This is a genomic window from Ignavibacteria bacterium (assembly GCA_013177855.1).
GTDB lineage: Bacteria > Bacteroidota > Ignavibacteria > Ch128b > Ch128b > Ch128b.
On the sequence record JABLYA010000001.1, the window covers coordinates 1,490,912 to 1,516,976 of the forward strand.

The 26,065-nt window shown below is 36.3% G+C and carries 19 protein-coding genes, 3 tRNA genes and 3 rRNA genes; 12 read left to right on the forward strand and 13 right to left on the reverse strand.

The features are described from left to right. Window positions 1–19 precede the first annotated feature (19 nt). The 5 genes from HPY57_06230 to HPY57_06250 are packed head-to-tail and all read left to right on the forward strand — an operon-like array spanning window position 20 to window position 4,218. Entirely contained in the window at window positions 20–1,024 is a 1,005-nt protein-coding gene (locus HPY57_06230; protein ID NPV11374.1) for a Gfo/Idh/MocA family oxidoreductase, read from the forward strand. Then, complete coding sequence (locus tag HPY57_06235; protein ID NPV11375.1) at window positions 999–1,676, forward strand: class II aldolase/adducin family protein; 678 nt, start codon at window positions 999–1,001, stop codon at window positions 1,674–1,676. The genes HPY57_06230 and HPY57_06235 overlap by 26 nt, the downstream gene beginning before the upstream one ends. Next, complete coding sequence (locus HPY57_06240) at window positions 1,673–2,656, forward strand: D-alanine--D-alanine ligase (GenBank protein ID NPV11376.1); 984 nt, start codon at window positions 1,673–1,675, stop codon at window positions 2,654–2,656. The genes HPY57_06235 and HPY57_06240 overlap by 4 nt, the downstream gene beginning before the upstream one ends. Next, window positions 2,653–2,943, forward strand: coding sequence for a septum formation initiator family protein (locus tag HPY57_06245; GenBank protein ID NPV11377.1), 291 nt, complete (start codon window positions 2,653–2,655; stop codon window positions 2,941–2,943). The genes HPY57_06240 and HPY57_06245 overlap by 4 nt, the downstream gene beginning before the upstream one ends. Further along, window positions 2,944–4,218: a replication-associated recombination protein A gene (locus tag HPY57_06250; protein NPV11378.1), complete on the forward strand. Its 1,275-nt coding sequence runs from the start codon at window positions 2,944–2,946 to the stop codon at window positions 4,216–4,218. Here the strand turns inward: HPY57_06250 and dprA are convergent. The 4 genes from dprA to HPY57_06270 form a co-directional block, all read right to left on the reverse strand. Then, the gene (gene dprA, locus HPY57_06255; GenBank protein NPV11379.1) at window positions 4,215–5,333 is read right to left on the reverse strand and encodes a DNA-protecting protein DprA; all 1,119 of its coding nucleotides are present in this window, start codon (window positions 5,331–5,333) and stop codon (window positions 4,215–4,217) included. The genes HPY57_06250 and dprA overlap by 4 nt on opposite strands. Further along, the gene (locus HPY57_06260) at window positions 5,333–5,608 is read right to left on the reverse strand and encodes a EutN/CcmL family microcompartment protein (protein NPV11380.1); all 276 of its coding nucleotides are present in this window, start codon (window positions 5,606–5,608) and stop codon (window positions 5,333–5,335) included. Before HPY57_06260 ends, dprA begins: the two co-directional genes overlap by 1 nt. Before the next feature lie 3 nt (window positions 5,609–5,611). Then, on the reverse strand, window positions 5,612–5,860 hold the full coding sequence (locus HPY57_06265) for a hypothetical protein (protein ID NPV11381.1): 249 nt from the start codon (window positions 5,858–5,860) through the stop codon (window positions 5,612–5,614). A 108-nt stretch (window positions 5,861–5,968) separates the two neighbouring features. Further along, a complete protein-coding gene (locus HPY57_06270; protein ID NPV11382.1) occupies window positions 5,969–6,220 on the reverse strand; it encodes a hypothetical protein in 252 nt (83 codons plus the stop codon). 335 nt (window positions 6,221–6,555) lie between these two features. Here HPY57_06270 and HPY57_06275 point away from each other — a divergent pair. From HPY57_06275 to HPY57_06300, 6 genes are all read left to right on the forward strand, one after another. Beyond that, a 16S ribosomal RNA gene (locus HPY57_06275) occupies window positions 6,556–8,102 on the forward strand. 77 nt (window positions 8,103–8,179) lie between these two features. After that, window positions 8,180–8,253: transfer RNA gene (locus HPY57_06280), tRNA-Ile, on the forward strand. A gap of 41 nt (window positions 8,254–8,294) precedes the next feature. Next, window positions 8,295–8,367, forward strand: a tRNA-Ala gene (locus tag HPY57_06285). A gap of 113 nt (window positions 8,368–8,480) precedes the next feature. Next, a 23S ribosomal RNA gene (locus HPY57_06290) occupies window positions 8,481–11,547 on the forward strand. 65 nt (window positions 11,548–11,612) lie between these two features. Next, window positions 11,613–11,729 (forward strand): 5S ribosomal RNA (gene rrf / locus HPY57_06295). The 16S, 23S and 5S rRNA genes sit together here with 3 tRNA genes alongside, the layout of an rRNA operon. Window positions 11,730–11,811: 82 nt before the next feature. Continuing rightward, window positions 11,812–11,900, forward strand: a tRNA-Ser gene (locus HPY57_06300). A 49-nt stretch (window positions 11,901–11,949) separates the two neighbouring features. Here the strand turns inward: HPY57_06300 and HPY57_06305 are convergent. The 9 genes from HPY57_06305 to HPY57_06345 all read right to left on the reverse strand — a co-directional run bounded on the left by HPY57_06305 (window position 11,950) and on the right by HPY57_06345 (window position 24,645). Further along, window positions 11,950–12,486 carry a hypothetical protein gene (locus tag HPY57_06305; GenBank protein ID NPV11383.1) on the reverse strand — a complete coding sequence of 179 codons (537 nt, stop codon included), beginning with the start codon at window positions 12,484–12,486 and terminating at the stop codon, window positions 11,950–11,952. Window positions 12,487–12,544: 58 nt separating this feature from the next. Then, window positions 12,545–14,659, reverse strand: coding sequence for a glycoside hydrolase family 97 protein (locus HPY57_06310; GenBank protein ID NPV11384.1), 2,115 nt, complete (start codon window positions 14,657–14,659; stop codon window positions 12,545–12,547). A gap of 11 nt (window positions 14,660–14,670) precedes the next feature. Further along, window positions 14,671–16,695 (reverse strand): T9SS type A sorting domain-containing protein, encoded by a 2,025-nt coding sequence (locus HPY57_06315; GenBank protein ID NPV11385.1) that lies wholly within the window; start codon window positions 16,693–16,695, stop codon window positions 14,671–14,673. A gap of 10 nt (window positions 16,696–16,705) precedes the next feature. Then, window positions 16,706–18,550, reverse strand: coding sequence for a hypothetical protein (locus tag HPY57_06320; GenBank protein ID NPV11386.1), 1,845 nt, complete (start codon window positions 18,548–18,550; stop codon window positions 16,706–16,708). A 165-nt stretch (window positions 18,551–18,715) separates the two neighbouring features. Continuing rightward, window positions 18,716–19,930, reverse strand: coding sequence for a cellulase family glycosylhydrolase (locus HPY57_06325; protein NPV11387.1), 1,215 nt, complete (start codon window positions 19,928–19,930; stop codon window positions 18,716–18,718). Window positions 19,931–20,062: 132 nt separating this feature from the next. Next, on the reverse strand, window positions 20,063–21,340 hold the full coding sequence (locus HPY57_06330; protein ID NPV11388.1) for a hypothetical protein: 1,278 nt from the start codon (window positions 21,338–21,340) through the stop codon (window positions 20,063–20,065). Between the two features lie 70 nt (window positions 21,341–21,410). Beyond that, a complete protein-coding gene (locus HPY57_06335) occupies window positions 21,411–22,376 on the reverse strand; it encodes an ROK family protein (protein ID NPV11389.1) in 966 nt (321 codons plus the stop codon). Then, window positions 22,376–23,704 carry an L-fucose:H+ symporter permease gene (fucP, locus tag HPY57_06340; protein ID NPV11390.1) on the reverse strand — a complete coding sequence of 443 codons (1,329 nt, stop codon included), beginning with the start codon at window positions 23,702–23,704 and terminating at the stop codon, window positions 22,376–22,378. Before fucP ends, HPY57_06335 begins: the two co-directional genes overlap by 1 nt. Window positions 23,705–23,904: 200 nt before the next feature. Continuing rightward, on the reverse strand, window positions 23,905–24,645 hold the full coding sequence (locus tag HPY57_06345; protein NPV11391.1) for a hypothetical protein: 741 nt from the start codon (window positions 24,643–24,645) through the stop codon (window positions 23,905–23,907). Window positions 24,646–24,738: 93 nt separating this feature from the next. Here HPY57_06345 and HPY57_06350 point away from each other — a divergent pair, with 93 nt between their 5' ends. Further along, window positions 24,739–26,064 (forward strand): extracellular solute-binding protein, encoded by a 1,326-nt coding sequence (locus tag HPY57_06350; protein ID NPV11392.1) that lies wholly within the window; start codon window positions 24,739–24,741, stop codon window positions 26,062–26,064. Window position 26,065: the final 1 nt, after the last annotated feature.

Below are 26,065 nucleotides of genomic sequence, written 5' to 3' on the forward strand. Positions count from 1 at the left end.
AATTAAACAAATCGAAACTATGAAAACTATAAAGAATGTTTTAGAACCAAAGTTCAAATGGGGAATTGCAGGGCTGGGTAACTTTGCTGTTAATAGTGTCATTCCTGCAATCAAAGGATTGAGAAGATCCAAAATTACAGCTCTCTTCAGTCATTCTTTTGAGAGAGCGAAGGAAGTTGCAGGTTTATATTCAATTAAAGAATACTTTGATGATTTTGAAAAATTTCTTTCTGCAGATTTTGATGCTGTTTACATCACAAGTGCAAATCAATATCATTATGAACAGGTAATTGCTGCGGCTAAAGCTGGTAAACATATCATATGTGAAAAACCGCTGGCTTTAAATTCTCAACAGGGCGAGGAAATGATTAGAGTCTGTGAAGAAAATAATGTAAAGCTTTCAATTGGTTATATTCAAAGGTTTCATCCATTAACAAGAAAAGCTAAAGAAATGATTGAGGCGGGACTGATTGGTCAACCAGTAGTGATCAATGTTTCTCAATCATTTGATTATCCTCCAAATCAAAATTTCAGATACCAGAAAGATTTTGGTGGAGGTGCTTTAAGAGATGTTGGAACTCATTGTATTGATTTGCTCAGATTTTTTGGTGGTGAAATCGAAATTATCGATGGTTTTGTGGATAATGTAATTTATAAAAGCGAAGTCGATGATTTTGTAACTGCTTCCTGTAAATTTAAAGATGGAGGTTACGGGAATTTTTATGCTTCATTTTGTATAGGTAAACCAATTAATAGAATTGAAATTGTTGGATACAAAGGAACGATTATCATTGAAAATTTGATTGGTAAAAGGTCCGACTATGTTAAACTTACTATTCAAAAAGTTGATGAATCTAAAAAAGCATTCAGAATGAAAGCTAATAAAGTTCAAAATCTTATTAAGAATTTTCAAAAGGCTTTGACTGAAAATGAACCATTGCTGGTAACAGGTTACGATGGATTAATTAATTTGAAATTAATTGAGGAAATTGAAAGAAGTGCAGCTCAAAAAAGAATTAGTTGAAATTTGTCATAAGATTCATTCAAAAGGTTTTGTTTCAGCAACTGATGGAAATGTTTCAGTAAGAATTAAGAAAGATAGAATAATTTGCACACCAACATCGGTCCCAAAAGAAAAGATTACAGAGAAGGATTTAATCACTTTAAATCTTGATGGAAAAATAATTTCTGGTTCAAGAAAGCCCTCCACTGAAATAAAGATGCATCTTGCAATTTACAAGGAGAGAAAAGATGTAAATGCTGTTGTACACGCCCATCCAATTTTTGCAACTGCATTTGCCAGTTCGAAATTAGCTCTGGATATTCCATTTTTGCCAGAAGTAATTTTAAACTTAGGTCTTGTCCCAGTTTGTGAATATTCCACTCCATCTACCGAAGAAGTAGTAAAATCTATAATTCCTTTTATTCAAAAAACAAATTTGCTTTTACTTCAAAATCATGGTGCAGTGACTTATGGAAAAAATCTTGAGGAAGCTTATTATCTTCTTGAAAAGTTAGAACACACTGCAAAAGTATTTTCAATTGCGATGCAACTGAATGGCGTACGTCCTCTCACTAAAAAACAATTAAAATATCTTTATCAAGTAAATGAAAACACTTATAAAATAAACCAGGATTTCAAAATCAAGTTCAAAAACCAAAGGAGAAAAAATTGAGAATCATTTTACTTGCAGGAGGTTCTTCTCCAGAAAGAGAAATTTCATTAAGAAGTGGGAAAGCAGTTTATCGGGCTCTGCTAGAATTAAAGCATGAAGTTTTTTTAATTGATCCTGCCCTTGGAAAAAATCAACCGCAATCACCTGAGGAATTTTTCAATCCATCTTTGCATAAAGAATTGGTTAAAACAACAAATTATCTTGATGCTTTTCAACTTGAAGTTTTTAAAAATGTTGATTTAGTATTTATTATTCTTCATGGTAAATGGGGGGAAGATGGAACAGTTCAATCAATTTTAGATTTGATGAATATAAAATATACCGGCTCGGGTGTTTTAGGAAGTTCAATTGGCATTGATAAACATATTTCAAAAGTTATAGCAAAACATACTGGTATATCTACTCCCGAATGGAAAGTGTTAAAAAGTTATGAGATGTTTGATGAAGAAAAAATATTAGAAGAAGTTGGATTACCCTGCATTTTCAAACCAAATGATCAGGGTTCAACAATTGGTTTTTCTTTGGTAGAAAAAAAGGAAGAACTCAAAAAAGCATTTGAAGAGGCTTCTAAATATTCTGACAAGGTTTTGATTGAGAGATATATTAAAGGCAGGGAACTAACAGTTTCTATATTAGGTAATGAAGCGTTACCTATCATTGAAGTAAAACCAAAACATCAACTTTATGATTATGAATGTAAATACACCAAAGGTATGACTGAATATATTTGTCCTGCTGAGCTCGATGAAGATCTTGCAAAAGAAATACAAAGACAGGCACTCGTTGCTTTTAGTTCTTGTAGATGCGAAGTTTTTGGCAGAGTCGATTTCATTCTTGATGAAAATAATATTCCTTATTTTTTAGAGATTAATACTTTGCCCGGTATGACAGATCTAAGTCTTGTTCCAATGGCGGCAAAATCAATAGGATTAAGTTTTAACGAGTTAATAAACAAAATCATAGAGCTTTCGTTAAGGTGAAGTTTAAAGCAAAAACGATTAATTATATAATTCTAATTTTTTTATTTCTATTGTTAGTGCTTGTACTTACTTTTTCAAACCAGGGTTTTTATGATTATTTTCTTTATCGCGAAAATTTAAATGAACTTAAGGCTACGATTGATAGTTTGAAAAAAGTCAACGATAGTTTGTCAATTGAAATTAAATTGCTCAGATCAAATCCAGAAAAAATCGAGAAAGTTGCTCGTGAGAAATATGGTTTGATTAAGCCAGGTGAAAAAATTTATAAAATTAAAATTGAAGAGTAGATGATACCCCTTGCAGAAAGAGTTAGACCCAAAACATTAGATGAGTTCATTGGTCAGGAACATCTTCTTGGCAAAGATAAAGCTTTAAGGAAGCTCCTTGCTCAGAAAAAAATTTTTTCAATGATTTTATGGGGACCACCTGGAAGTGGTAAAACAACTTTAGCTAAGTTAATCGCAGATTTAATTAATGCTGATTTTTACCAGATCAGTGCTGTAAGTTCAGGCGTCAAAGAAATCAGAGAGATAATTCAAATAGCAGAAGAAAACTTTCGAAAAAACAAATACACAATTTTGTTTATTGATGAAATTCATCGTTTTAATAAAGCACAACAAGATTCATTACTTCACTCAATCGAAAGTGGTATAATTACATTGATTGGGGCAACAACCGAGAACCCTTCTTTTGAGATTATTCCTCCTTTGCTCTCCCGATGCCGTATTTATGTATTAAAACAGCATTCAGATGAAGATCTTAAAAAAATTCTACGACAGGCCATCTCCAAAGATTCTTACCTAAACTCATTGAATATTGAATTTATAGATGAGAATTTTCTCATTCGAAATTCAAATGGTGATGCGAGAATTATGCTTAATGTATTTGAAATTGCTGTTGAGCTTGCAAAGACTAAAGGTGAAAAACTTAAAATAGATAAAGAAATTATTCAAGAAGCACTTCAACAAAAAAAGATTGATTATGATAAGTTAGGAGAAGAACATTACAATCTCATTTCAGCATTTATTAAAAGTATACGTGGAAGTGATCCCGATGCAGCAGTATACTATCTCGCTCGTATGCTTGAAGGAGGGGAAGATCCACTTTTTATAGCAAGAAGAATGATAATCCTTGCAGCAGAAGATATCGGTAATGCATCACCAAATGCGCTTGTTTTAGCAACAACTACTTTTCAAGCCTGTCATTTTGTTGGTATGCCTGAAGCTAGAATAATTTTAAGTCAATGTGCAACATACCTCGCATCTCAACCAAAAAGTAATGCCTCATATATTGCAATAGAAAAAGCAATTGACGATGTGCGAAATCTACCAGATTATCCGGTTCCGCTTCATTTAAGAAATGCACCAACGAGATTAATGAAAGAATTGGGTTATGGAGAAAATTATAAGTACGCTCACAACCATGATGAACATTTCATTCAAGAAAATTACCTCCCAGATGAATTGAAAGGTAAGCAGTATTATTTCCCAACTGACTCAGGTCAGGAAAAGACATTAAAAGATAGATTGAAAAATTGGTGGAAGGGAAAGAAAAAGTATTAGGTTTTCGTAAAAAATTTACCCGGCAACGATTTTACCAAACCTTTAAATTCGAGTGAAAGTAAATGAACAAGACACTCTGATGTGGTAAGTTGAACTTTCTCGGCTAATAAATCAATATGAACAGGTTCTGAATCTAAGGCAGAATAAATTTTGTTTTCAAAAATATTCAGAGAAGATAAATCGACTTCCTTAAGCTTTTGATCTTTCTTTATAAATTTTTCTCCAAATTCAACAACAATATCTTCTGCATTTGTGACAAGTTTTGCCTCGCCCGACTGAATAAGAAAATTAGTACCTCGGCTTTGCTTTGAATCAACATTTCCTGGGATCGCAAAAACTTCTCTGTTTTGATCAAGAGCATATTTAGCTGTTAACATTGCACCGCCTGTGATGTCGGTCTCAACAATTACTGAACCGAGCGATAAACCACTTATAATTCTATTTCTTCTAGGAAAGTTCATTGCGTCCGGTTTGGTGCCAAATAAATATTCTGTAACTATACATCCATTCTGTGGAATTGATGCAAACAATTTCTTGTTTTCGGCTGGATAGATAACATCCAAACCTGAACCAAGTACAGCTATAGTTCGTCCCTTCTTTTGAATTGCTGTTGAATGAGCAATTGTATCTATTCCACGAGCAAGACCGCTGACGATTGTAATTTTATATTCAATCAATTCTGAAACAATTCGCTCGGTAATTTTTCTACCATAATAAGTTGGATTTCTTGTGCCAACTATTGCAATTGAATTTTCATCTTCTTCCTTTATTTCACCTTTAATAAATAAAAATACAGGTGGATCGTAAATTTTCCTGAGATAAAAGGGATATTCATCATCCCAGAATGTGATCATTTTTGCTTGATGTTTTTCAAGCAAACCGAGTTGATACTCAGACACATTTAAATATTTTTTATTGATGTTTTCATTAACAATTCTTCTTGCAAGTGTCTGATTTATGCCCTCAACCTCCATTAAATCAACATAATCAGCATTTAATACAGCGAGAGGTGAAGTGAAATGATTAACTAAATTTCTAATTTTATTAACCCCAAGCCCTTCTATTTCATTTAATTGTAAAAGTGCAATTAATTCATCCGAGTTAAATTTGTTCATCAACTTTCAACATCAATTTTATCAACGACGGCAACTATTACTGTATGAACAGGAGCGTTTCGGTGTCCAAGAATTTGCTGAGCGGCATCACCTTCCTGTGTGACTAAAACTATATCGTTCACTCCTGCATCTACAAAATCTAATGCAATCATATCTTTGTTACCAATGGGATTTAAATCAAGGTCTACTGGTTTTACAATTAGATGTTTGTGCTGAACTAGATAAGAATTTTTCTGAGTTGAGACTAATGTCCCAATAACTTTTGCAAGTATCATCTATCAATTAGAATTTTCTTTCTTCAGAATTCCTAATGGAAATATTATAAAATAAGCTAATAACAAGATTAACGGAGAAATTACCAGAGCAAATACACTATCCCAAGGAGGTATGGTCATTATATAAAACCCTATTATAAGAAGAAGAATTCCGATGACAAATAATATAAAATTTTTTCTTGTCAATGGAATTGACCATCGAACTTTTTCTTTTTGAAATTTCTGCTTTTGAATTTTTTTTGCTTTACTCATAAATAAGTCCTTTATATTGGTTTAAATATAAAAAATAAGCCCAGCATATGAAACTGGGCTTAAAAATTTGAAAAAAGTAATGATATTTATGTTTGATTAAGAAATGAATTACGAGAAGTTGTTTTTGTTAATTTGATAAACAATCTTTCTAATTGTATCAAATTGTAAGTACGGATATTCTTCTCGAATATTATCGATTGCATCTCCTGCACTGACTTTTTGTTGGCGCAATTCCCGGAATTTTTTTCTGATTAAATAATCACGAACAGCTTTTTCGTCAATGATATTGTGTTCTTTTAATCTTATATAAATTTCATCCGGGATTAGTTCAGGGATTGGGTTTACAATTTTGCTTTTCATGGTTCCAACCTCTTTTCTTGTTTTTATTGGTTTTACAGAATAACAAGGTGTGCAGTAAAAAAATTTCATTTTAGCTATTTGACATTAATTAAAAATTACTTATACTTGCACCGCTTAAAAATTCTTTTACAAAGTTTATAAAAATTTTATCATTGCTCTTGACAGCATTGAAAAAAAGATTTATATTTGTATCCCAATTTGATTGAAAAAGTTAATTGAAAATTTGAATAAGAAATGCGTCCGAAAAGACGCATTTTTTGTTCTTTGAAAGAATGAGTGATTGGCGTCCGTCATAGAAACAGTTTCAACCTCAAGGATTTAAACTTCTCTACTACGGAGAGTTTGATCCTGGCTCAGGACGAACGCTGGCGGCGTGCCTAACACATGCAAGTCAGGGAGAAAGGGGTAGCAATATCCCGAGTAAACCGGCGCACGGGTGAGTAACGCGTAGGTAATTTGCCTTGGAGACTGGGATAACCTTGCGAAAGCGAGGCTAATACCAGATAGGCAATTCTGAGGCATCTCGGAATTGTTAAAGGGTTGGCAACAATCCGCTCCAAGATAAGCCTGCGTCCGATTAGCTAGTTGGTAGGGTAATGGCCTACCAAGGCTACGATCGGTAGCTGGTCTGAGAGGATGATCAGCCACACTGGGACTGAGACACGGCCCAGACTCCTACGGGAGGCAGCAGTGAGGAATATTGGGCAATGCCCGAAAGGGTGACCCAGCAACGCCGCGTGGAGGATGAAGTCCTTATGGATGTAAACTCCTTTTAGAGGGGACGAAAAGCCCGATTTGTCGGGAATTGACGGTACCCTCAGAAAAAGCACCGGCTAACTACGTGCCAGCAGCCGCGGTAATACGTAGGGTGCGAGCGTTGTCCGGATTCACTGGGTGTAAAGGGTGCGCAGGCGGGCTCTTAAGTCAAAGGTGAAATCTCTCGGCTTAACCGAGAAATTGCCTTTGATACTGAGAGCCTTGAGTACGGGAGAGGGAGATGGAATTCCAGGTGTAGCGGTGAAATGCGTAGATATCTGGAGGAACACCGGAGGCGAAGGCGGTCTCCTGGCCCGTTACTGACGCTCAGGCACGAAAGCGTGGGGAGCAAACAGGATTAGATACCCTGGTAGTCCACGCCCTAAACGATGGGTACTAGATGTCGGCTCCGAAAGGGGTCGGTGTCGAAGCTAACGCATTAAGTACCCCACCTGGGGAGTACGATCGCAAGGTTGAAACTCAAAGGAATTGACGGGGGCCCGCACAAGCAGTGGAGCATGTGGTTTAATTCGATGCAACGCGAAGAACCTTACCTGGGCTCGAAAGACTGGATTATCCACCGATGAAAGTCGGTGGAGCCGCAAGGCAATCCAGACAGGTGCTGCATGGCTGTCGTCAGCTCGTGTCGTGAGATGTTGGGTTAAGTCCCGCAACGAGCGCAACCCCTATCCCTAGTTGCCATCAGGTAATGCTGGGCACTCTAGGGAGACTGCCTACGCAAGTAGTGAGGAAGGTGGGGATGACGTCAAGTCCTCATGGCCCTTACGCCCAGGGCTACACACGTGCTACAATGGGTGCTACAAAGGGCTGCGAAACCGCGAGGTGGAGCCAATCCCAAAAAAGCACCCTCAGTTCGGATTGGAGTCTGCAACTCGACTCCATGAAGCTGGAATTGCTAGTAATCGCGCATCAGCACGGCGCGGTGAATACGTTCCCGGGCCTTGTACACACCGCCCGTCAAGCCATGGAAGCCGGGGGTACCCGAAGTCGCTAGCCCAACTCCGAGCAATCGGAGAGGGAGGCGCCTAAGGTAAAACCGGTGACTGGGGCTAAGTCGTAACAAGGTAGCCGTACCGGAAGGTGCGGCTGGATCACCTCCTTTCTAAAGAGTTAAAACTGTTCTATGACAAGCCACACTCATTCTTTCGTTTTTATTGTTCTTTTAATTTTTGAGTTTAACCCGGGCCTGTAGCTCAGATGGTTAGAGCGCACGCCTGATAAGCGTGAGGTCAGTGGTTCAATTCCACTCAGGCCCACTAAAGCAGGTGGGCGCTCCAACCTTCTGATACAGAAAGTTGGGGCTATAGCTCAACTGGGAGAGCGCCTGCCTTGCACGCAGGAGGTTAGCGGTTCGAGCCCGCTTAGCTCCACAAATTAAATGAGTTCTTTGAAATTTTGGAAGAGCGTAAGCTTTATGAGAGTGAGCGTTCCTCTTGTAAAGCTGAGCTGAGAGCCAAAAGCTAATTTTACCTGTGTAAAAATTTTAGGTTAAGTTACTAAGGGCACACGGTGGATGCCTTGGCACGAGAAGACGATGAAGGACGCGGCTACCTGCGATAAGCCACGGTGAGGTGGAAGCAACCTAGGACCCGTGGATCTCCGAATGGGGAAACCCTGCTACCTTAATAGGTAGCAACTGCCAGCTGAATACATAGGCTGGTAAGAGGCAACCCAGGGAAGTGAAACATCTCAGTACCTGGAGGAAAAGAAAACAAAATGTGATTCCCTGAGTAGTGGCGAGCGAAAAGGGAACAGCCCAAACCATTTGACACGTAAAAGCCTGCAAGCGTTGTGTCAAATGGGGTAGCGGGAATCATCTGGACCAAATTGCAGTGCGGTCGGAGAGTCAAAAACCGAAAAGTTAGCCGAATTACCTGGAAAGGTAAACCACAGAGAGTGAAAGTCTCGTAGGCGAAAACTTTTCGGCTCTCTGAGATGATCTCCCAAGTACCACGGAATAAGTGGAAGTCTGTGGGAATCTGCCAGAACCATCTGGTAAGGCTAAATACTCTCTCGTGACCGATAGTGCACCAGTACCGTGAGGGAAAGGTGAAAAGCACCCTTAAGAAGGGAGTGAAATAGAACCTGAAACCGTGTGCTTACAAACGGTCGGAGCTCTGAGTAATCAGAGTGACGACGTGCCTTCTGGATAATGAGCCAACGAGTTGCTCGTGCGTTGCAAGGTTAATCCGCTCAGCGGAGTAGCCGAAGCGAAAGCGAGTCCGAATAGGGCGTTAAGTAACGCGCGGCAGACGCGAAACCGGGTGATCTACCGTTGGCCAGGATGAAGTGGCGGTAACACGCCATGGAGGTCCGAACCGGTGTGGGTTGAAAACCGCTCGGATGAGCTGACGGTAGGAGCGAAAGACCAATCAAACTCGGTGATAGCTCGTACTCCCCGAAATAGCTTTAGGGCTAGCCTCGTAGTATAGTGTCATGGAGGTAGAGCACTGATTGGGCTAGGGCCGTCACAACGGTACCAAACCCAGACAAACTCCGAATTCCATTGATATGTTCTACGGGAGTCAGGCAGTGGGGGATAAGCTTCATTGCCAAAAGGGAAACAACCCAGATCGCCGGCTAAGGTCCCCAAATGCCAGTTAACAGAGAAAGGATGTTGAGTTGCTAAGACAACTAGGATGTTGGCTTAGAAGCAGCCATTCATTTAAAGAGTGCGTAATAGCTCACTAGTCAAGCGACTCGGCGTCGACAATTATCGGGACTCAAACTGGCTACCGAAGCTGCGAACTTTCAGCATTAGCTGAGAGTGGTAGGGGAGCATTCTATGCGGGAACCACGAAGTGGTATCCCGACTTTGTCGGGGTGAAGGTGCGGCGTGAGCCGTGCTGGACTGCATAGAAAAGCAAATGTTGGCATAAGTAACGATAAGGTCGATGAAAAATCGGCCCACCGAAAGTCTAAGGTTTCCTGAGCAACGTTAATCGACTCAGGGTTAGTCGGACCCTAAGCCGAGGCTGAAAGGCGTAGGTGATGGGAAACAGGTTAATATTCCTGTACCTGGTGAATTTCGCTTGACTCTGAGGGGTGACGCAGGAGTGAAAGGTCAGCCACCTGCTGGCCTAGGTGGTCCAAGCGTGTAGATGGAGGATGTAGGCAAATCCGCATCCTCGTTAACATCGAGACGCGACGGGGAGTCCCTATGGGACACAAACTGACCCTAAGCACACTGCCAAGAAAAACCTCGCAGAGGAGAAATTCATCAGTCCGTACCGCAAACCGACACAGGTAGACGGGAAGAGTATTCTAAGGTGCTCGAGTGAGCCGTGGTTAAGGAACTCGGCAAATTGACCCCGTAACTTCGGGAGAAGGGGTGCCCTGAGTAGGTAACAATCCTCGCGGTTGGAGCCGAAAAGGGTCGCAGTGAAATGGGCCAAGCGACTGTTTATCAAAAACACAGGTCTCTGCGAAGTCAATTAAGACGACGTATAGGGACTGACACCTGCCCGGTGCTGGAAGGTTAAGGGGAGGGGTTATCCCGAGCAATCGGGAGAAGCTCTGAACCGAAGCCCCAGTAAACGGCGGCCGTAACTATAACGGTCCTAAGGTAGCGAAATTCCTTGTCGGGTAAGTTCCGACCTGCACGAATGGTGTAACGACTTGGTCACTGTCTCAACCACGGGCTCGGTGAAATTGTGGTACCGGTGAAGACGCCGGTTACCCGCATATGGACGGAAAGACCCCGTGCACCTTTACTGCACCCTAGCATTGGGTTCGAGTAAGGCATGTGTAGGATAGGTGGGAGACTATGAAGTCTCGACGCTAGTCGGGATGGAGTCGCCGGTGAAATACCACCCTTGTCTTATTTGAATTCTAACCTCGGCCCTTGAATCAGGGTCAGGGACAGTGTTAGGCGGGTAGTTTGACTGGGGCGGTCGCCTCCTAAATGGTAACGGAGGCTCCCAAAGGTACCCTCAGCACGGTCGGTAATCGTGCGTTGAGTGTAAAGGCATAAGGGTGCTTAACTGCGAGACCCACAAGTCGAGCAGGTGCGAAAGCAGGGCTTAGTGATCCGACGGTTGCGCGTGGAAGCGCCGTCGCTCAAAGGATAAAAGGTACGCCGGGGATAACAGGCTGATCTTGCCCAAGAGTTCACATCGACGGCAAGGTTTGGCACCTCGATGTCGGCTCATCGCATCCTGGGGCTGAAGAAGGTCCCAAGGGTTTGGCTGTTCGCCAATTAAAGCGGTACGTGAGCTGGGTTCAGAACGTCGTGAGACAGTTCGGTCCCTATCCTATGCGGGCGCAGGATGTTTGAGAAGAGTCGCTCTTAGTACGAGAGGACCGGAGCGAACGAACCTCTAGTGTACCAGTTGTCACGCCAGTGGCAGCGCTGGGTAGCTATGTTCGGACGTGATAAGCGCTGAAAGCATCTAAGCGCGAAACACTCTTCAAGATGAGACATCCCTCTCCGAGTAATCGGAGCTAAAGACCCCTGGGAGATTACCAGGTTGATAGGCTGCAGGTGTAAGCCCAGCAATGGGTTGAGCCGAGCAGTACTAATAGGTCGTGAGACTTAACCTTTTAATATTTTTTACAAGGTTAATTAGCTTAACTCTCAGCAGCTCTTCCAAAATTGTTTTTATGAGTTTTTATTCTTGGTAACCATAGCCGGGGTGGTACACCTCTTCCCATTCCGAACAGAGAAGTTAAGCCCCCGAACGCCGATGGTACTACGTGGGCGACCGCGTGGGAGAGTAGGTAGTTGCCAAGAATTATTTTTTTAACCCCGACTTTGTCGGGGTTTTTTGTATTAAGTCGAAAGTTATAAGAAAAATTTTTTAATTTTGTTCTCAGGAGAGGTGGCAGAGTGGTTGAATGCGGCGGTCTTGAAAACCGTTGTACCGAGGAATCGGTACCGGGGGTTCGAATCCCTCCCTCTCCGCAAATTATTAATGCCTTCCTTAATTAGTTAAATTATTATAGAAAATTTATCACCCATTATATTTTCTTCTCAGATATTTTTCTGCTTCGTTTAGGTAGTGGTTTTTTAATTCAATATTACCAAGCTTTCCGAAAAATTCACTTAATTTAAAATAGATTGTGGAGGGATCTTTTACTCTTGTTGTACCGCGTTTTAAGAAATTTATTACTACTGCTGGTGGGTGAATTTTTAATTCAAAATTATAAGCATCTGCGGCTTTTATATATGGTTCGTTTTCAAGTGGTTTTAAATCAGAAGCTTTTCTGTAGAAATTAAGAATTGTTTCAAAATTCTCGACATTGTCAAAAGATAACTCAATTACTTTTGCGCCCCACATATAAACATCATAAGCAAGATGAGGAAAAGTGTTTGCTAATTTTTTTATGAACATACTTAGTTCATCGATGCTTAAGCATGGATTCCAAAAGAGAATTTTGTATAGTTCCAGATCATCAATTCCTTCTTTTAGTGCATTGTCAAAGGCGTCAAAAAGTTCGTCGGAGTTTTTAGAGTTCTTAAAAATGTATTCGTACTTATATTTTTCCATTTTTTTAAAACCTCAATATGCAGGTTTAAGAAATTTAAAAGTTTAATATTAGTTAGTTTTAGTTTCCCAACTTCTTTAAAGAAATTGCACACCCACCTCCTTCGGCTAATTTTATTTTGATATTTGATTTATTATCAACTATTCGTTTTTCAATTTTATAAGACATTGGATTTTTTTGCCAATGAGCATCATCAGCATCACGATAAATTATTGCTTCGTACTTTGCATTATCAAGAAAATTAAGTTTAATATTAAATTCTCTTGAGTTTTCATCTGTGATGGCGCCAATGAACCAATTATCAGAATTTTTATCTTTTCGTGCTGTGACTATGTAATCTCCAGGTTCGGCAAAAAGAACTTTTGTATCTTTCCAATCAACGGGAACATCTTTAATAAATTGAAATGCATCGAGAAATCTTTCGTAATTTTCTGGCAGATCTGCAGCCATCTGCAAAGGACTATAAAGGACAACATAGAGAGCTAATTGTTTGGCAAGTGTTGTATGAACTTGAAAATTTTTTCTTTCATCACTGTAATAACCCATTTTAATCTGGAAGATTCCCGGAGTATAATCCATTGGACCACCAATTAGTCTTGTGAAAATTAGAATTGTTTCGTGCTCGGGAGGATTTCCTTCGCTCCAGGCGTTGAATTCGTTCCCGCGTGCGGCTTCTGCAGCTAACCAATTTGGATAAGTTCGATGCAAACCTGTAAGTCTTACTGACTCGTGTGAAGCTATACAGATTTTTTCTTTTGCAGCTTTTTCTAAAACTCTAATATAATGGTTAACCATCCATTGACCATCGTGATGCTCGCCTCGTGGAATAATGGGACCGACATACCCGGTTTTTATAGCCGTATAATTATATTTTTTTAGAAATTCAAATGCTTCGTTCATTCTTCTTTCATAATTAGTAACGGACGAGGAAGTCTCATGATGCATAATTAATTCAACACCTTTCTCTTTAGCATAACGAGAAACTTCATCAACATTAAAATCAGGGTAAGGAGTAACAAAATCAAAAACATTTTCCTTCCAATGGCCAAACCAATCTTCCCAACCAATATTCCAACCTTCAATTAAAAGTGCATCGAAGCCGTGTTTAGCAGCAAAATCGATATAACTTTTAGCGTTTTCGGTTGTTGCTCCATGTCGTCCATTTGGTTTTAGTGTATCGTAGTTAATCTGGTCAATTCTAATATTATCAATATCAGCATAATTCCAGGATTCTTTCCCAACATGCAACGACCACCATATTCCAATGTATTTTTTTGGTTTAATCCAACTAACATCTTCGAACTTTGCAGGCTCATTTAGATTTAAGATGATTTTTGATTCTAAAATTTTTTCTGCTTTGTCAGAAACGATGATGGTTCTCCAGGGAGTATTAAAAGGAGTTTGAAGATATGCTTTGTTGCCATACGCGTCTGGACAAAGATGAGTTGAAAGTACGAAATTCTCTTTATTAACTTTGAGATACATTGCAGGATAATCAATCAACGCTGCTTCGTGAATGTTTATGTACAATCCCTCATCGGTTTTGATCATCAAAGGAGTTTGAACGAAATTTTCTCCAGGAATTGATTTAGTGATTATATCATCAAAGTTTCTTCCCTTTAAGGCATTGATTTCAGAGAATCTGGAAGTAGTGTATGTGTATTCTTGTGAGTCATAATCTCCGGGAAGCCAGAAGGCTGTATGATTACCGGTCATTGCAAATTGAGAATTTTCTTCAGCTATGATAAAATATTTTAAATTCTCCTGTCTTGGGAATTCATAACGAAAACCGAGTCCATCATTGAAAATTCTGAATTGAACATTTAAAAATCTTTGGGTACTTCTTTGTTTAAGATAAACTTTAATAGCATTGCAATGATTTACTATTGTGTCAACTTCACCCCAGACAGGACTCCATTTTTCATTGATTTCATTTTGTTCAATTTTTAAGATTTCAAAATCATCATTAAGGCTATTTTCTCTAACAAGATCAAAACCAAGCTTACTTAATTTGATAACAGGTTTATTCTTAAATTGTAGCGAATAAAAAAATTCCCCTTTTTCATTTAGTAAAATTTTTAGTTTCAGATTTTTATCCGGGGAGTAAAATTCTTGAGAGAAAGTTATTTTAATCATTGCTAAAATTATAATTATTGATAAGAATAATTTGTTCACTTTTGTCTCCTTTATTTAAGATAAATCATTTTCTTTGTGAAGGAGTTCTCGTTAACATTAAGTTGATAAAAATAAATACCCGAGGGTAATGATTTTGTTGAAAAGCCTGATGCATCAAATGTCTCTTCATAAGTTCCAGGAAATCGATATCCATCATAGAGTATAAAAATTTCTTCACCTAGTAAATTAATAATCTTGAGTTTAATTCTGAACATTTCATTCATTGATTTTGATTTGATGGAATAGCGGATTTTAGTTTGTCCGTTGAATGGATTTGGAAAGTTTTGTTCGAGTTTAAAATTAAGATTAGAGTTTATCGATTGTTCTTCTACTTGTGTGAGAAAAAAATTGTTAAAGTAGCCTGAAACAAATACAAGCGGTGCGTTCCAATTTATAGCTACTTCATTTGAAGCATAACTTTGTAAATGATCAATATAGCAGAGAGCGGGTGGAGTATTCTGGTTGAAATATTGTTGAAGTACTGGATCGTTTAAGTATTGATTTGGACCACCTACAACAAATCCTGGAACAGGTTCAATAATACCATCGGCTTCTGAAGGACGATGATGAGGTTTCTTGGGATATTTTTTACCAACACCTGTTACAAATGAAAGGTTGTGAGCATTAGAACCCAAAATGTAATTTAGTTGTTCTAAAGCAGCTGAAAGATAGATTGCTTGATTTGTAATTTTATAAGCTAAGATTAAAATAATCGCATTATTTAAGACCTGTGAATTTGAACCCCAATAGTATTCACCTGGACTTATTGTTACTCCAAATCCATTTGAATTTCTTTTAGCAACAAGATTATTTGAATACGAAATGAGTGAATTACGAAGTTGTGATTTAACGCTTTGATTAACATCGAGCTGTTTTGAAAATAGATAAGTCAAATGAGCAAGTATTCTGACATTTTGCCAGTTCATAGTTGAATTAATCAAACCGCCTAAATTGTAATTAAATTCATAATAATCTTTATAAGATTGTTCGCCAGTTGCTTCGTACAATTCTACTGATGCCCAGAGTCTTTCGTCGGTGTCGTTATTATCACCGTATTCTCCAGTTTGAGTTCCTGGTGGATTTTGAAATCCACCTTGAGGAATTATTGAAGGTTGATTTATCAACCAGTTCCAGGCATTTTTTGCTGCATTCAAGCATTGATGGGCAAAAAGAGAATCAAAATTTTTATAAACACGATAAAACCTTGCAAGAACTGCTATGAAATTACCAGTTGCAGTAGAAGACTTCTGGTAAATAAAACGCATTCCCGAGTCTTGTGAAGGCATCACAAATGATTCAAATTGTTCTTTTGTAAGTTTGTGATATATAGCACCATCAGAATCTTGCATAGTGAGTAACCATTGAATTTCGTATTTAACTTCGTCTAAAATATCTGGAATACCATTTCCGCTTTCTGGAATGTTAAGTGAGTCGGAATTAAAAAATTCTGGGAATAATTCATAAGCCATAAGTAAAGTTGCAATAGAAATTCCAGCATTGACTACATATTTACCATAATCACCTGCATCATGCCAGCCGCCGCGAGAAAATTTAAATCCGCTCTGACCAGTCGATGAATGATAAAAACCATCACCAGTATGACAGACATTTCTCTGATAAACTCCCGCGTGCTGGAAAAATAGTTGACTGCCACATCTCTGGAAATAAAATGCTTTTAATGATTTTTGAAAAAGGTCTTCATAAATTGAATTTGAGATTGTAAAATGGTAGGAAGTATCATTTGTATTTAATCGAATATAAAACTTCCCTTCTAAATTAAAATTTGAAAAATCACCTTTGCGAATTTGCATTCCTGTTGCTGGATCATTGGGAGAGATTAAGTATAAGCTTCCTGAATACACAATATTGCCAGTGATTTCATCAATTACTTTAAAAGAATCGGAAGTCAAGTTTGTGTAGAAAAATTTTGGTAAAAAAGTTTTATAACCAATCTGATTGATGAAGATTTGAGAATATGAATTTGAAATGAATGAAGTAAGAAATAAAATAGCTAATAAATAAATTCTTGTTTTCATTTGCATAGCTCTAAGGAAGTAATTTTGTTTTGAATTCATTAATATCAATCATATAAAACCAATTATCGAGTAAAGGAACTCCAGCAATTCGTCCGCCAAATCCGAGCAAACGATGAACAAACATCGGGATACCAGTAGTTTTAATTTGACTTAAATTGTCTTCGTAAATTTTTACACCATATTTATTTGCTAATTTGATAGTCTGATCTGCAATAGCTGAATTAAATTTTTTGATAAACAAATAATTCTTTATGTAACCTTTAGCAGAATCAAAATCGACATAAGTTGTGTCTGAGATCTCTTTCTTTTCTTTTACCATAATTAATGTATATTCATTACCTCTCTTAATCGGACCATAAACTTCGTTAAGGTTTAGCTTGCTTGCTATGAAACCAAGTTCGCCGAAATAAATATTGGGAAGGAGTTCAGTTTCACCTTTATCATTAACGAGTGAGTCTGTTTTTCCAAAACTTTCAACTATTTCGTCAAAAGATTTCCCAGAAGAAATTAAATTCAAAACTCTTTCAACTTCTTCAAGTTCAGTGAGATTTAGGATTTTCATTTTTATGAGAAGATTGTTTTTATCTTTTCGATATTCATTATTGAAGTAGTTTAAGATTTCTTCCTCGGATACTCGGGATGAGTCGAGAAAAGAAAATCTCAACATTTGAGCGAGATAATGAACTTTCCAGTTTTCAAGTTCATCTTTAAGATTTTTGTTTTTATCGATCCCCTTTCTTTTTGCTTCAAAAGTTAGATATTGTTGAACTACAAAATCTTTGATAATCTTCGTCAGCTTAGAATAAATTATGTTTCTGTCTTTTGACTGAAATCTATGTTCTTCAAAAGCAAGATTTGCAAGAAAATCCCAAACCTTAACCTTATGCGAGTTAATATAAAATAGATTTTCATGAAGTGTTTTATTGCCCAGTTCTTTTTTTATTTCACGATAATCATAATCATTTAATATGTAGGATGTACGCATAGAATCCGGATTACTTTTTGTTCTCTCGAGAATTAAATTATAGATCACATAGAAAACGGAATCAAAAACTGTATCGTTGATATCAATTGTTTTATTGCTTAGGAGATTTTGTAAATATTGATTAGCTTTTATCATCACTCTTCTGGATTTAACAATTCGTTTTATATCATCTATCTGCTTTTGATTTGTAAGGTCAATCGGTGTGAATAACTTATCTATAATTAAAAAGATAACCCACCCAACTTCACTCCGAATAGGTTGAGTAAATTCACCCGGATTTAATGTGAAAAGATAATTTTCAACTTCTTCATCTTTTAATGAGCCAAGAGAAACTTCAAATTCACCTGCAGGAATAAATAAAAAGTCAGGAATTAGTAAAATTGAATCAAGTGGAATATTTTCTTTAAGAAGTGAATGGATTCTAAAGATCTTTACTGAGTCTTCTGAGTTAATAATTCTTGCTTGTAGTTTGAATTGAGCATTATTAATTGATTGACTAATATCTTCAGCAGAAAGTCTGACTTTATTTTCGATTTCTTCTTTGAATAGATAATCTCGCAGTAAAGCATCTTCGAGCGGTTTGATGTAAAACTTAAAATCTTCCGAATTCTGCAGACCTTTATTAATTGCATCTAAGTAAAAGAGTTTTTCTGCAATCATCGAAAGCAAAAAATCATATTTGATTGTGTCCTGATTCCATTTTGAACGATGAGAAACAAAAGGAGAAAGTTCATATCTGATTTTGAATTCACTCTCAGTGATTTTTGCGCTGCCAATTTCAGCAATAACTTTATCAGCTCTCTGGGAGATTAAATTTACTGGTAAAATTAAAAGAGATGTGAGTACGATGATTGGAATTAAATATTTCATGGTTTATTTCGCATTTGTATTGGCAATTTATAAACGAAGTTTAATAAAGAAAATGCAAAGACCTTAGCAATAAAGAAAAGAATAAGTTTTCAAATAATGTTCAATGAAATTAAAGACTTTATAAAAAACATTTTTGAAAATAAGATCGCTCGTTACTCTTTGTATTTATTTTTTTAAACCGAGTGCTTTGATGTAATTCTCATTTATGATGCAATTTTTCAATTTAATGTTTTCAATAAATTGATTTAAAATGCGTTTTACTTTTGAAATTTCTGGTCTATTATTTCTTATAAATTCATACGATACATCAAATTCATTAGCAAACTTAATTATCTCATCATATCCTTGTGGTTTTTTTATTGAAACAATTCCTCTTTCGCTTTCAAGTTTTTTGTAGGGCCAGAAACACCATCCAATATTATTCTTCTCGAGCACTTGCCTGAATTCATTTATCCATTCATTTGTATTTTCACCCGATTCGCCCATCCAGATTGGAACATTTAATTTTTCTCTAAAATCAATGTATTCTTGAATTACTTCCTGTGTTGGTGGTGTCCAATATTTATGAAAAGTGTAAATAGCTTTTGGATCAATTGGTTCAGTAAAAATGGAAAAATCGGAATCCCAGATTGCACCGCCATAAATAATGATATGATTGGTATCGACTTCGCGAATTGCTTTTGTTATTTTCTGGTAGAGAGGGACAAGCAAAGGTTTTAGTTTTTCTTTATCGAAATAGTGAGCTATCGGTTCATTTAATAAATCATAGCCAAGGATAATGGATTCATCTTTGTAAATTTCTGCAATTCGTTTCCAGATTCTTGCAGTGAGTTCTTGACTGAATTCGTCTTCAAATAAAAATGGATATCCATAACTATCATCAATATTATCACCAGTCTGTCCACCAGGTGCGCAGTGCATATCTAATATCACATAGAGATTTTCTTCTTTACACCACTTTATCACACGATCAAGCAATTCATAACCTGGACCTTTAAGTTCATAAAATGGATATTCTGTTACGAAGAGACGAAAGTTGAAAGGAATTCTGATTGAATTAAAACCGAGAGATTTAATAAAGTGAATGTCTTCTTTTGTGATGTAATTTTCTCTAAACTTTTCCCAGAAATTATTTGCTTCGGTTTCACCAACTAAAACATTGAAGAAATCATAGATAAGTCTTGGAGAGTTAATTTTTTTGAAGTGAAACATATAGCCTTCTGGCACAAGCCAGTTGCCCAAATTTATTCCCTTTAATAAGATAGGACGACCATCAAGATCGATGATGTCTTTTCCATTAACAGAAAAAAACTTTTTTTGTTGACTCAAAACCGGAAAAGAAATTAATAAAACAAATAAGAATATTATCTTACTTCTCATTTTTTTTAATCTTATTTTGTAGGACTACGCCCCTCGATGTACAGTGATGACAGAGTGGCTTTTCGATTTGAATTTTTTCAGGTTCTTGTTTGAGATATTCAATGAATTTTTTGATAAAACTTTTTATGAATTTCATTTCCAGTTTCTTTGAAACATATAATATGCCTCTCGAGGAATCCATTCGTCTAAGCCATCATTATTTGAATCTGGCAGAACACGAATTATTCCCCACCACTCTTCATTTGAATAACCATCAGGATGTTGATTTGTAGGATATCCACCGAAATCATGAGACCATGGGTCTTTATCTTTCCACCATTCATCAGTGAATTCAAAAACAGTTGCACCAATACAAACATCTTTCACTGAGAGAATTTGTTGCCAGTTAAGTGAATCGAAAACGGCTTGCATAGTTTCATATTCTTGTTTGGTTCTATTATCCAGAGCATCAATCCCGAATTCTGTAATTACGACTGGCTTAATTGTTTTAGTTTTATATTGATTAATCCTTGATGCAAGATTGTAATTGTAAAGATTCATTGCCCAGAGATCGATATAAGTCAGTGAGTTATCATCTGCATACATTGATGCATTCCCAATATTAAAAATTTCACCATTATTTATCGCGACTGGATGATATTTTTCGCCCTCAATGTTATAGGCTATTGTTGCAAGTTCCTGACATAAAGAATACCAATATGGATTATTTCCATTCTGATAATTTTGTTCGTTGCCGATGTTCCAGATTAATAAACCAGGATTATCTTTGAATTGATAGACAAATTTGATCCAATCATTTTTAATTTTTTCTCGATTTGCTGGAATTGATAAATCGAGATTATAATCAACCCAAAAACCCAGAATGCAATAAATCCCATTCTCAGCGAGTCTTTTAAGAAATGAAGGATTTGCGCCGCTGTATGTTCGAATTGTATTTGCATTAAGATCTTTTAAGAATTGAAGACTTCTTTCTTCTTGTTGAATTGTAATTGGACGGTTTCCAATTGGAGTAGGCGAGAAAGCTACTCCTTTAATGAAGAAATCAGAGTAATTCCCATCACCATCAAAATCAACTTGAAGCTTGTTGTTGAAAATTCTAACTGGTCCTTTGCTAACGGGTTTATTCGAAGGAGTAGTGTATGATTTTTTAATAAGAATTGGATTGATTGTGGAAATTCCATTTACAGCAGATGGAACATCTGCAATATAATCTTCATAGCCATAGAGTTCGACTTTAATTTTATGTTTTGCTGCTGAAACATTTTCAATTCTGAAATATCCCTGTGCATTTGTAAAGACCGGTTCAATTTCAGGTGCGGTGATTAAACTAACCTTTGCATTTTCAAGTGGCAAGCCAGTTTGATTTTTAACCTGACCCGATATAATCCTTGGGAATTGATAATCATTCACACCACTCTTGCTTGAACAAAAACTAAAATTAAATATTAGCAAGAGTGATGTGAATGCCAGGAGGACTTTTTTATTTGTTAAGAATTTCATGCCAGATTAATGCTGCTGCACCGAGCACAGCAGATTTACCTTCATTTAAATCTGATTTTAATAGTTTGACTTTATTTCTAAATACATGAAATAAATGTTCTTCCATATATTTTTTTGTTGGAACTAAAAGCAAGTCACCTGCATTTGCTAATCCGCCGAAAAGAATAATAGCTTCTGGACTTGTATGGGCTACGGCATCAGCTAGTTTTATTCCTAATACTTTTGCGGTGAAATCAAACGCTTCAAGTGCAATTTGATCACCTTCTAATGCTGCATCAGTTATCATCTTTGCATCCAAGTCTTCAAAATTTATATGTCTGAATTTACTTGGATAATTTGTTTTAGCGATGATTTCAAGAACTGTTCTTTTTATTCCTGGAGCTGAAGCGTAAGTTTCGAGACAACCTTTTTTCCCGCATCCGCATAATCTTCCATTTGGATCATAAACTGTGTGACCAATTTCTCCAGCAAAACCATCGTGACCATAAACTAGGTTACCATTAACGATTATTCCACTGCCAAGACCTGTGCCTAATGTTATCACAATAAAATCTTTCATACCTTTTGCAACGCCATAATACATTTCACCTAAAGCTGCAGCATTTGCATCGTTTGTTAAAGCAACAGGTTGGGTGTAAAATTTTCGAATGATTTTTTCAACTTCAATATATCCCCAATTCAGATTAGGAGGATATTCTATTGTCTTTTTATAATAATTTGCATTTGGTGCACCGATACCAATTCCAACCAGATCGAAATCAAAATTTAGATCATTCTTCATTCTGTCGAATTCTCGAAATAAGCGATAAAATAAATTTTCTGCTGGTTGATCTGAATTAGTTGGAATTGAACCCATTAAGTAATCATTACCATTTTGATCGATCAAACCGAATTTTGTGTTTGTTCCTCCAATATCAATTCCGAGAACAAGTTGTTTTTTATTCATTATGCTTCCTCAATTGCAATTTCAGCTTTTTCAAAGGAAGGAACACTTCCTTTAAATCCATAATAAGCAATATACCAATAACATAAAACGGGTAGAATAAATGCGTGATGAATTCCAATATTATCAGCAAGCAATCCTTGAAGAACTGGAACAATTGCACCGCCTACAATTGCCATGCACAAAATTCCTGAAGCCTGACCAGTATGCTTGCCTAAACCGCGAATTGCAAGTGAGAAAATTGTTGGAAACATTATTGAATTGAATAAACCAACAAGCAAGATAGACCACATTGCAACTTTTCCATCATTTAGCATTGAAGTAATCACAAGCAGAGAGGCCATAATTGCATTAAATCCTAAAACTATACCTGGTTTTATTTTTCTCTGGACTGCAGAACCGATGAATCGTCCAACCATTGCACCGCCCCAATAGAATGAAACCATCTTACCAGCTTCAACCTCTAACATATTTGGATCCAAGTTCACGAAATATTTTACAAGAAAACTTCCAATCGAAACCTCTGCACCTACATAAACAAAGATTCCAATTGCGCCAAGAACTAAATGACGATAACCCCAGGCACTTTTGTGAAGATCATCGTAATTCATTCCATTGTTTTCAGAAGATTGAACAGTGCTTGCTTCAATCTGTGGTAATTTTAGAAGTGCAAAAATACCTGCCATAATGAACAGAACAGCTGCAAGTCCGAGATAAGGATATTGAACTGCTGCAGCTTCAGCAACACGATAAGCTTCTAATTCTTGTGGAGATAATTTAGCAAGTTCTTCGGTTGTCTTAACAGCGTTTGATAAAATTAATAATGAGCCAAAGTAAGGCGCTACTGTAGTTCCAAGTGAATTAAAAGCTTGAGTTAAGTTTAATCTTGATGATGCTGTTTCTGGTTTACCTAAAATGGTTACATAAGGATTAGCTGCAACTTGAAGAAGTGTAATTCCAGATGCGAGAACGAAAAATGCAAAGAGAAAAACAGGATAAGATCTTAAAGCAGCAGCTGGATAGAAAATTAATGTTCCAATTCCAGCAGTGAGTAATCCAATTACTATTCCTTTTTTGTAACCGACTCTTTCGACAAGCCAGCCTGACGGAAGAGAAACGATAAAATAAGCGAGAAAGAAAGTAAATTGAACTAACATTGATTGGAAGTAATTCAATTCAAAAACATTTTGAAGATGGGGAATTAAAATATCGTTAAGGCAGGTTAAGAATCCCCACATAAAAAACAGTGAAGTTAAAATTGTAAGTTCTGGTAAATAGCTTTTGTTGTTTGATGAACTAACAGCTTCCATATTTGAAGTAAATGAAGACATACTAATCTCCTGTTTATTTTTCAATCGCTCAATTAAGTCAAAAATTATGCCCTTAGGAAATTTAGATTAGTTTGTGAAAAATTAGAAGTTGATAATCTAAAGAGGGATTTTGAATATCATTTTAATAAACGAAAATTATTAAAGTGATAAAGTGATAAATTAAGATAGTAATTGTTGTGAGGCTTTATATGGAATTAAAATTAAAAAGTTAAGTTTAGTCTATTGTTGATCTCAAACGATTCAATTGTTTTTGAGTGAAGCTCGGCAACATCATCGAAGCTCCAGAAATAAACTCTCTCTTTCAAATCAGAAAAACTTGAGGTTGAAATGCGTTTCTCAAATTCTCTTTTTCTGTTTTTTTCAGAGATGATGATAAACTTGGAATTGAAATCTTGTAATTCATAAAACTTGTGCAGAGAGTTGATCATATTGGTAGTAAACTCAATTTCAAAGAAGCTTGAAGGCATTTTTCGATCGTTAAACCAGATTACATCAATTGTTCGAGCGATGTTTACAAAGTTGTTATAACTAAATGGATAAATCTTTTTTAAGGTTTGTATCTGATATAATTTTTTATTTAAAAAATCCTTGTTTTTATCCTGTGCTGGGACGATTGTTTTAAACCCTTTCAAATTACCTATTTCGACAATTAAACCTTGATAATATGTGTGATTAAATTGGTTGTAACTTTTCTCATCTTTTTCTCGGGTTGTAATAATTTCATCAGGCAGAGTGTTTTTATAGGATTTTAATGCCCACAAACCTGGTTTTATTTTGAAGAAAAATCTTTCATCCTGTACAATTCTTCTAATGCTTGCGAAAGGAGTTTTTGTGCCCCACTTGCAATCTGGAATTTTTAAAACCTCTTGATACAAATGACCAAGAGTTGCATAACCACCATTTTCTTCCATTACTTTAATTACGGCTTCGTACTGTTTCATTGAAATTGTCTATTCAAACCTATCACTTTTTTCGATTTTAAGTTTTTTTACAAAATCTTGCTAATTTAAAATTGAATTACATTATAAATTGATATGAACATCGAAAAACTTTTTTACATAGTTACGAGCACAATTCTGGTTACAATTTTTTTACTGTTTACATTTGTCTTCTCTCCTGGAACTTACAGAGAAAATTTTAAGAACAAAGAAAAAGTAATTTACTATGTTGACCATATCTCAAGTGCTCATAAAAAACTAATTGATAAATTTAATCAGAAATACAAAGGTCAAATCAGGGTAGAAATAATTAATCTTTCTTTTGATAAATTCAGTACCAACGAAAGAAAAGATTTACTTGCTCGTTACTTGAGAAGTAAGAGTAATAGAATTGATATTTTTTCAGTGGATGTGATCTGGGTCTCCCGCTTCAAAAAATGGTCAGTCCCGCTTACTAAATACATTGATTCAAATCATATAAAAAACCTGCTGCCGCATACACTTAAAACTTGTGTTTTTAATGATACTCTCTTTGCTGTCCCGCTTTATACAGATGTAGCTTTGATGTTCTATCGAGAAGATATATTGAAAAAACTTCCTGATTCTGAAAATTATCAGAGAGAACTTGAAGAATCCATCAGTTGGGAAAAGTTTTTTGAATTGAAAAAGAAACTCGAAAGATATAGTCAGGCTTCTAAACCATTTTATATATTTCAGGCTGATAAGTATGAAGGATTGATGTGCTCTTTTGTTGAGATCTTAAATAACTTTGGAATTGATCTTATGGATAATGAACAGAATTTAAATCTTGAAAACGACCGTGCAAGAAAAGCAATTCAGTTTTTGATTGATCTCGTAAACAAGTACAAAATATCACCAAAAGAAGTTAGCAACTTGAGGGAGAATGAAAGTTATAAATATTTTTCTGACAATGATGCTTTCGCTGTAAGAGGCTGGCCTAGTTTTACAAGCAAGGACAATAAATATGTTAATCCTGAGCTTTTACCCCATATCAGGAAAGCACCAACTCCACATCTTGAAGGTTCAAAACCAGCTTCTGTTTTTGGCGGATGGAATTTAATGGTCTCAAAATACTCAGACAAAATTCCTGAAGTTGTTAAGTTCATTGAATTTCTAATTGAACCTGAATCGCAAAAGATTCTTTATGAAGAAGGTGGATATTTGCCAGTTTGTCAGAGTTTATACGATGATTCAAGTTTTATCGCAAAACATCCGGATTTAATGTTTTACAAGAAATTATTTGATCAAGGTATTCATCGTCCAATGGATGAAAACTATACAACAATTTCTGATTTAATCTCATTAAATTTAAGCAAAGCTATCGAACAAAATTATTCAGCTGAAGAAACAATCAAGAAAATTGTTAATCAATTAAAAGAAAATGTGGCGCTTGCAAGGTAAT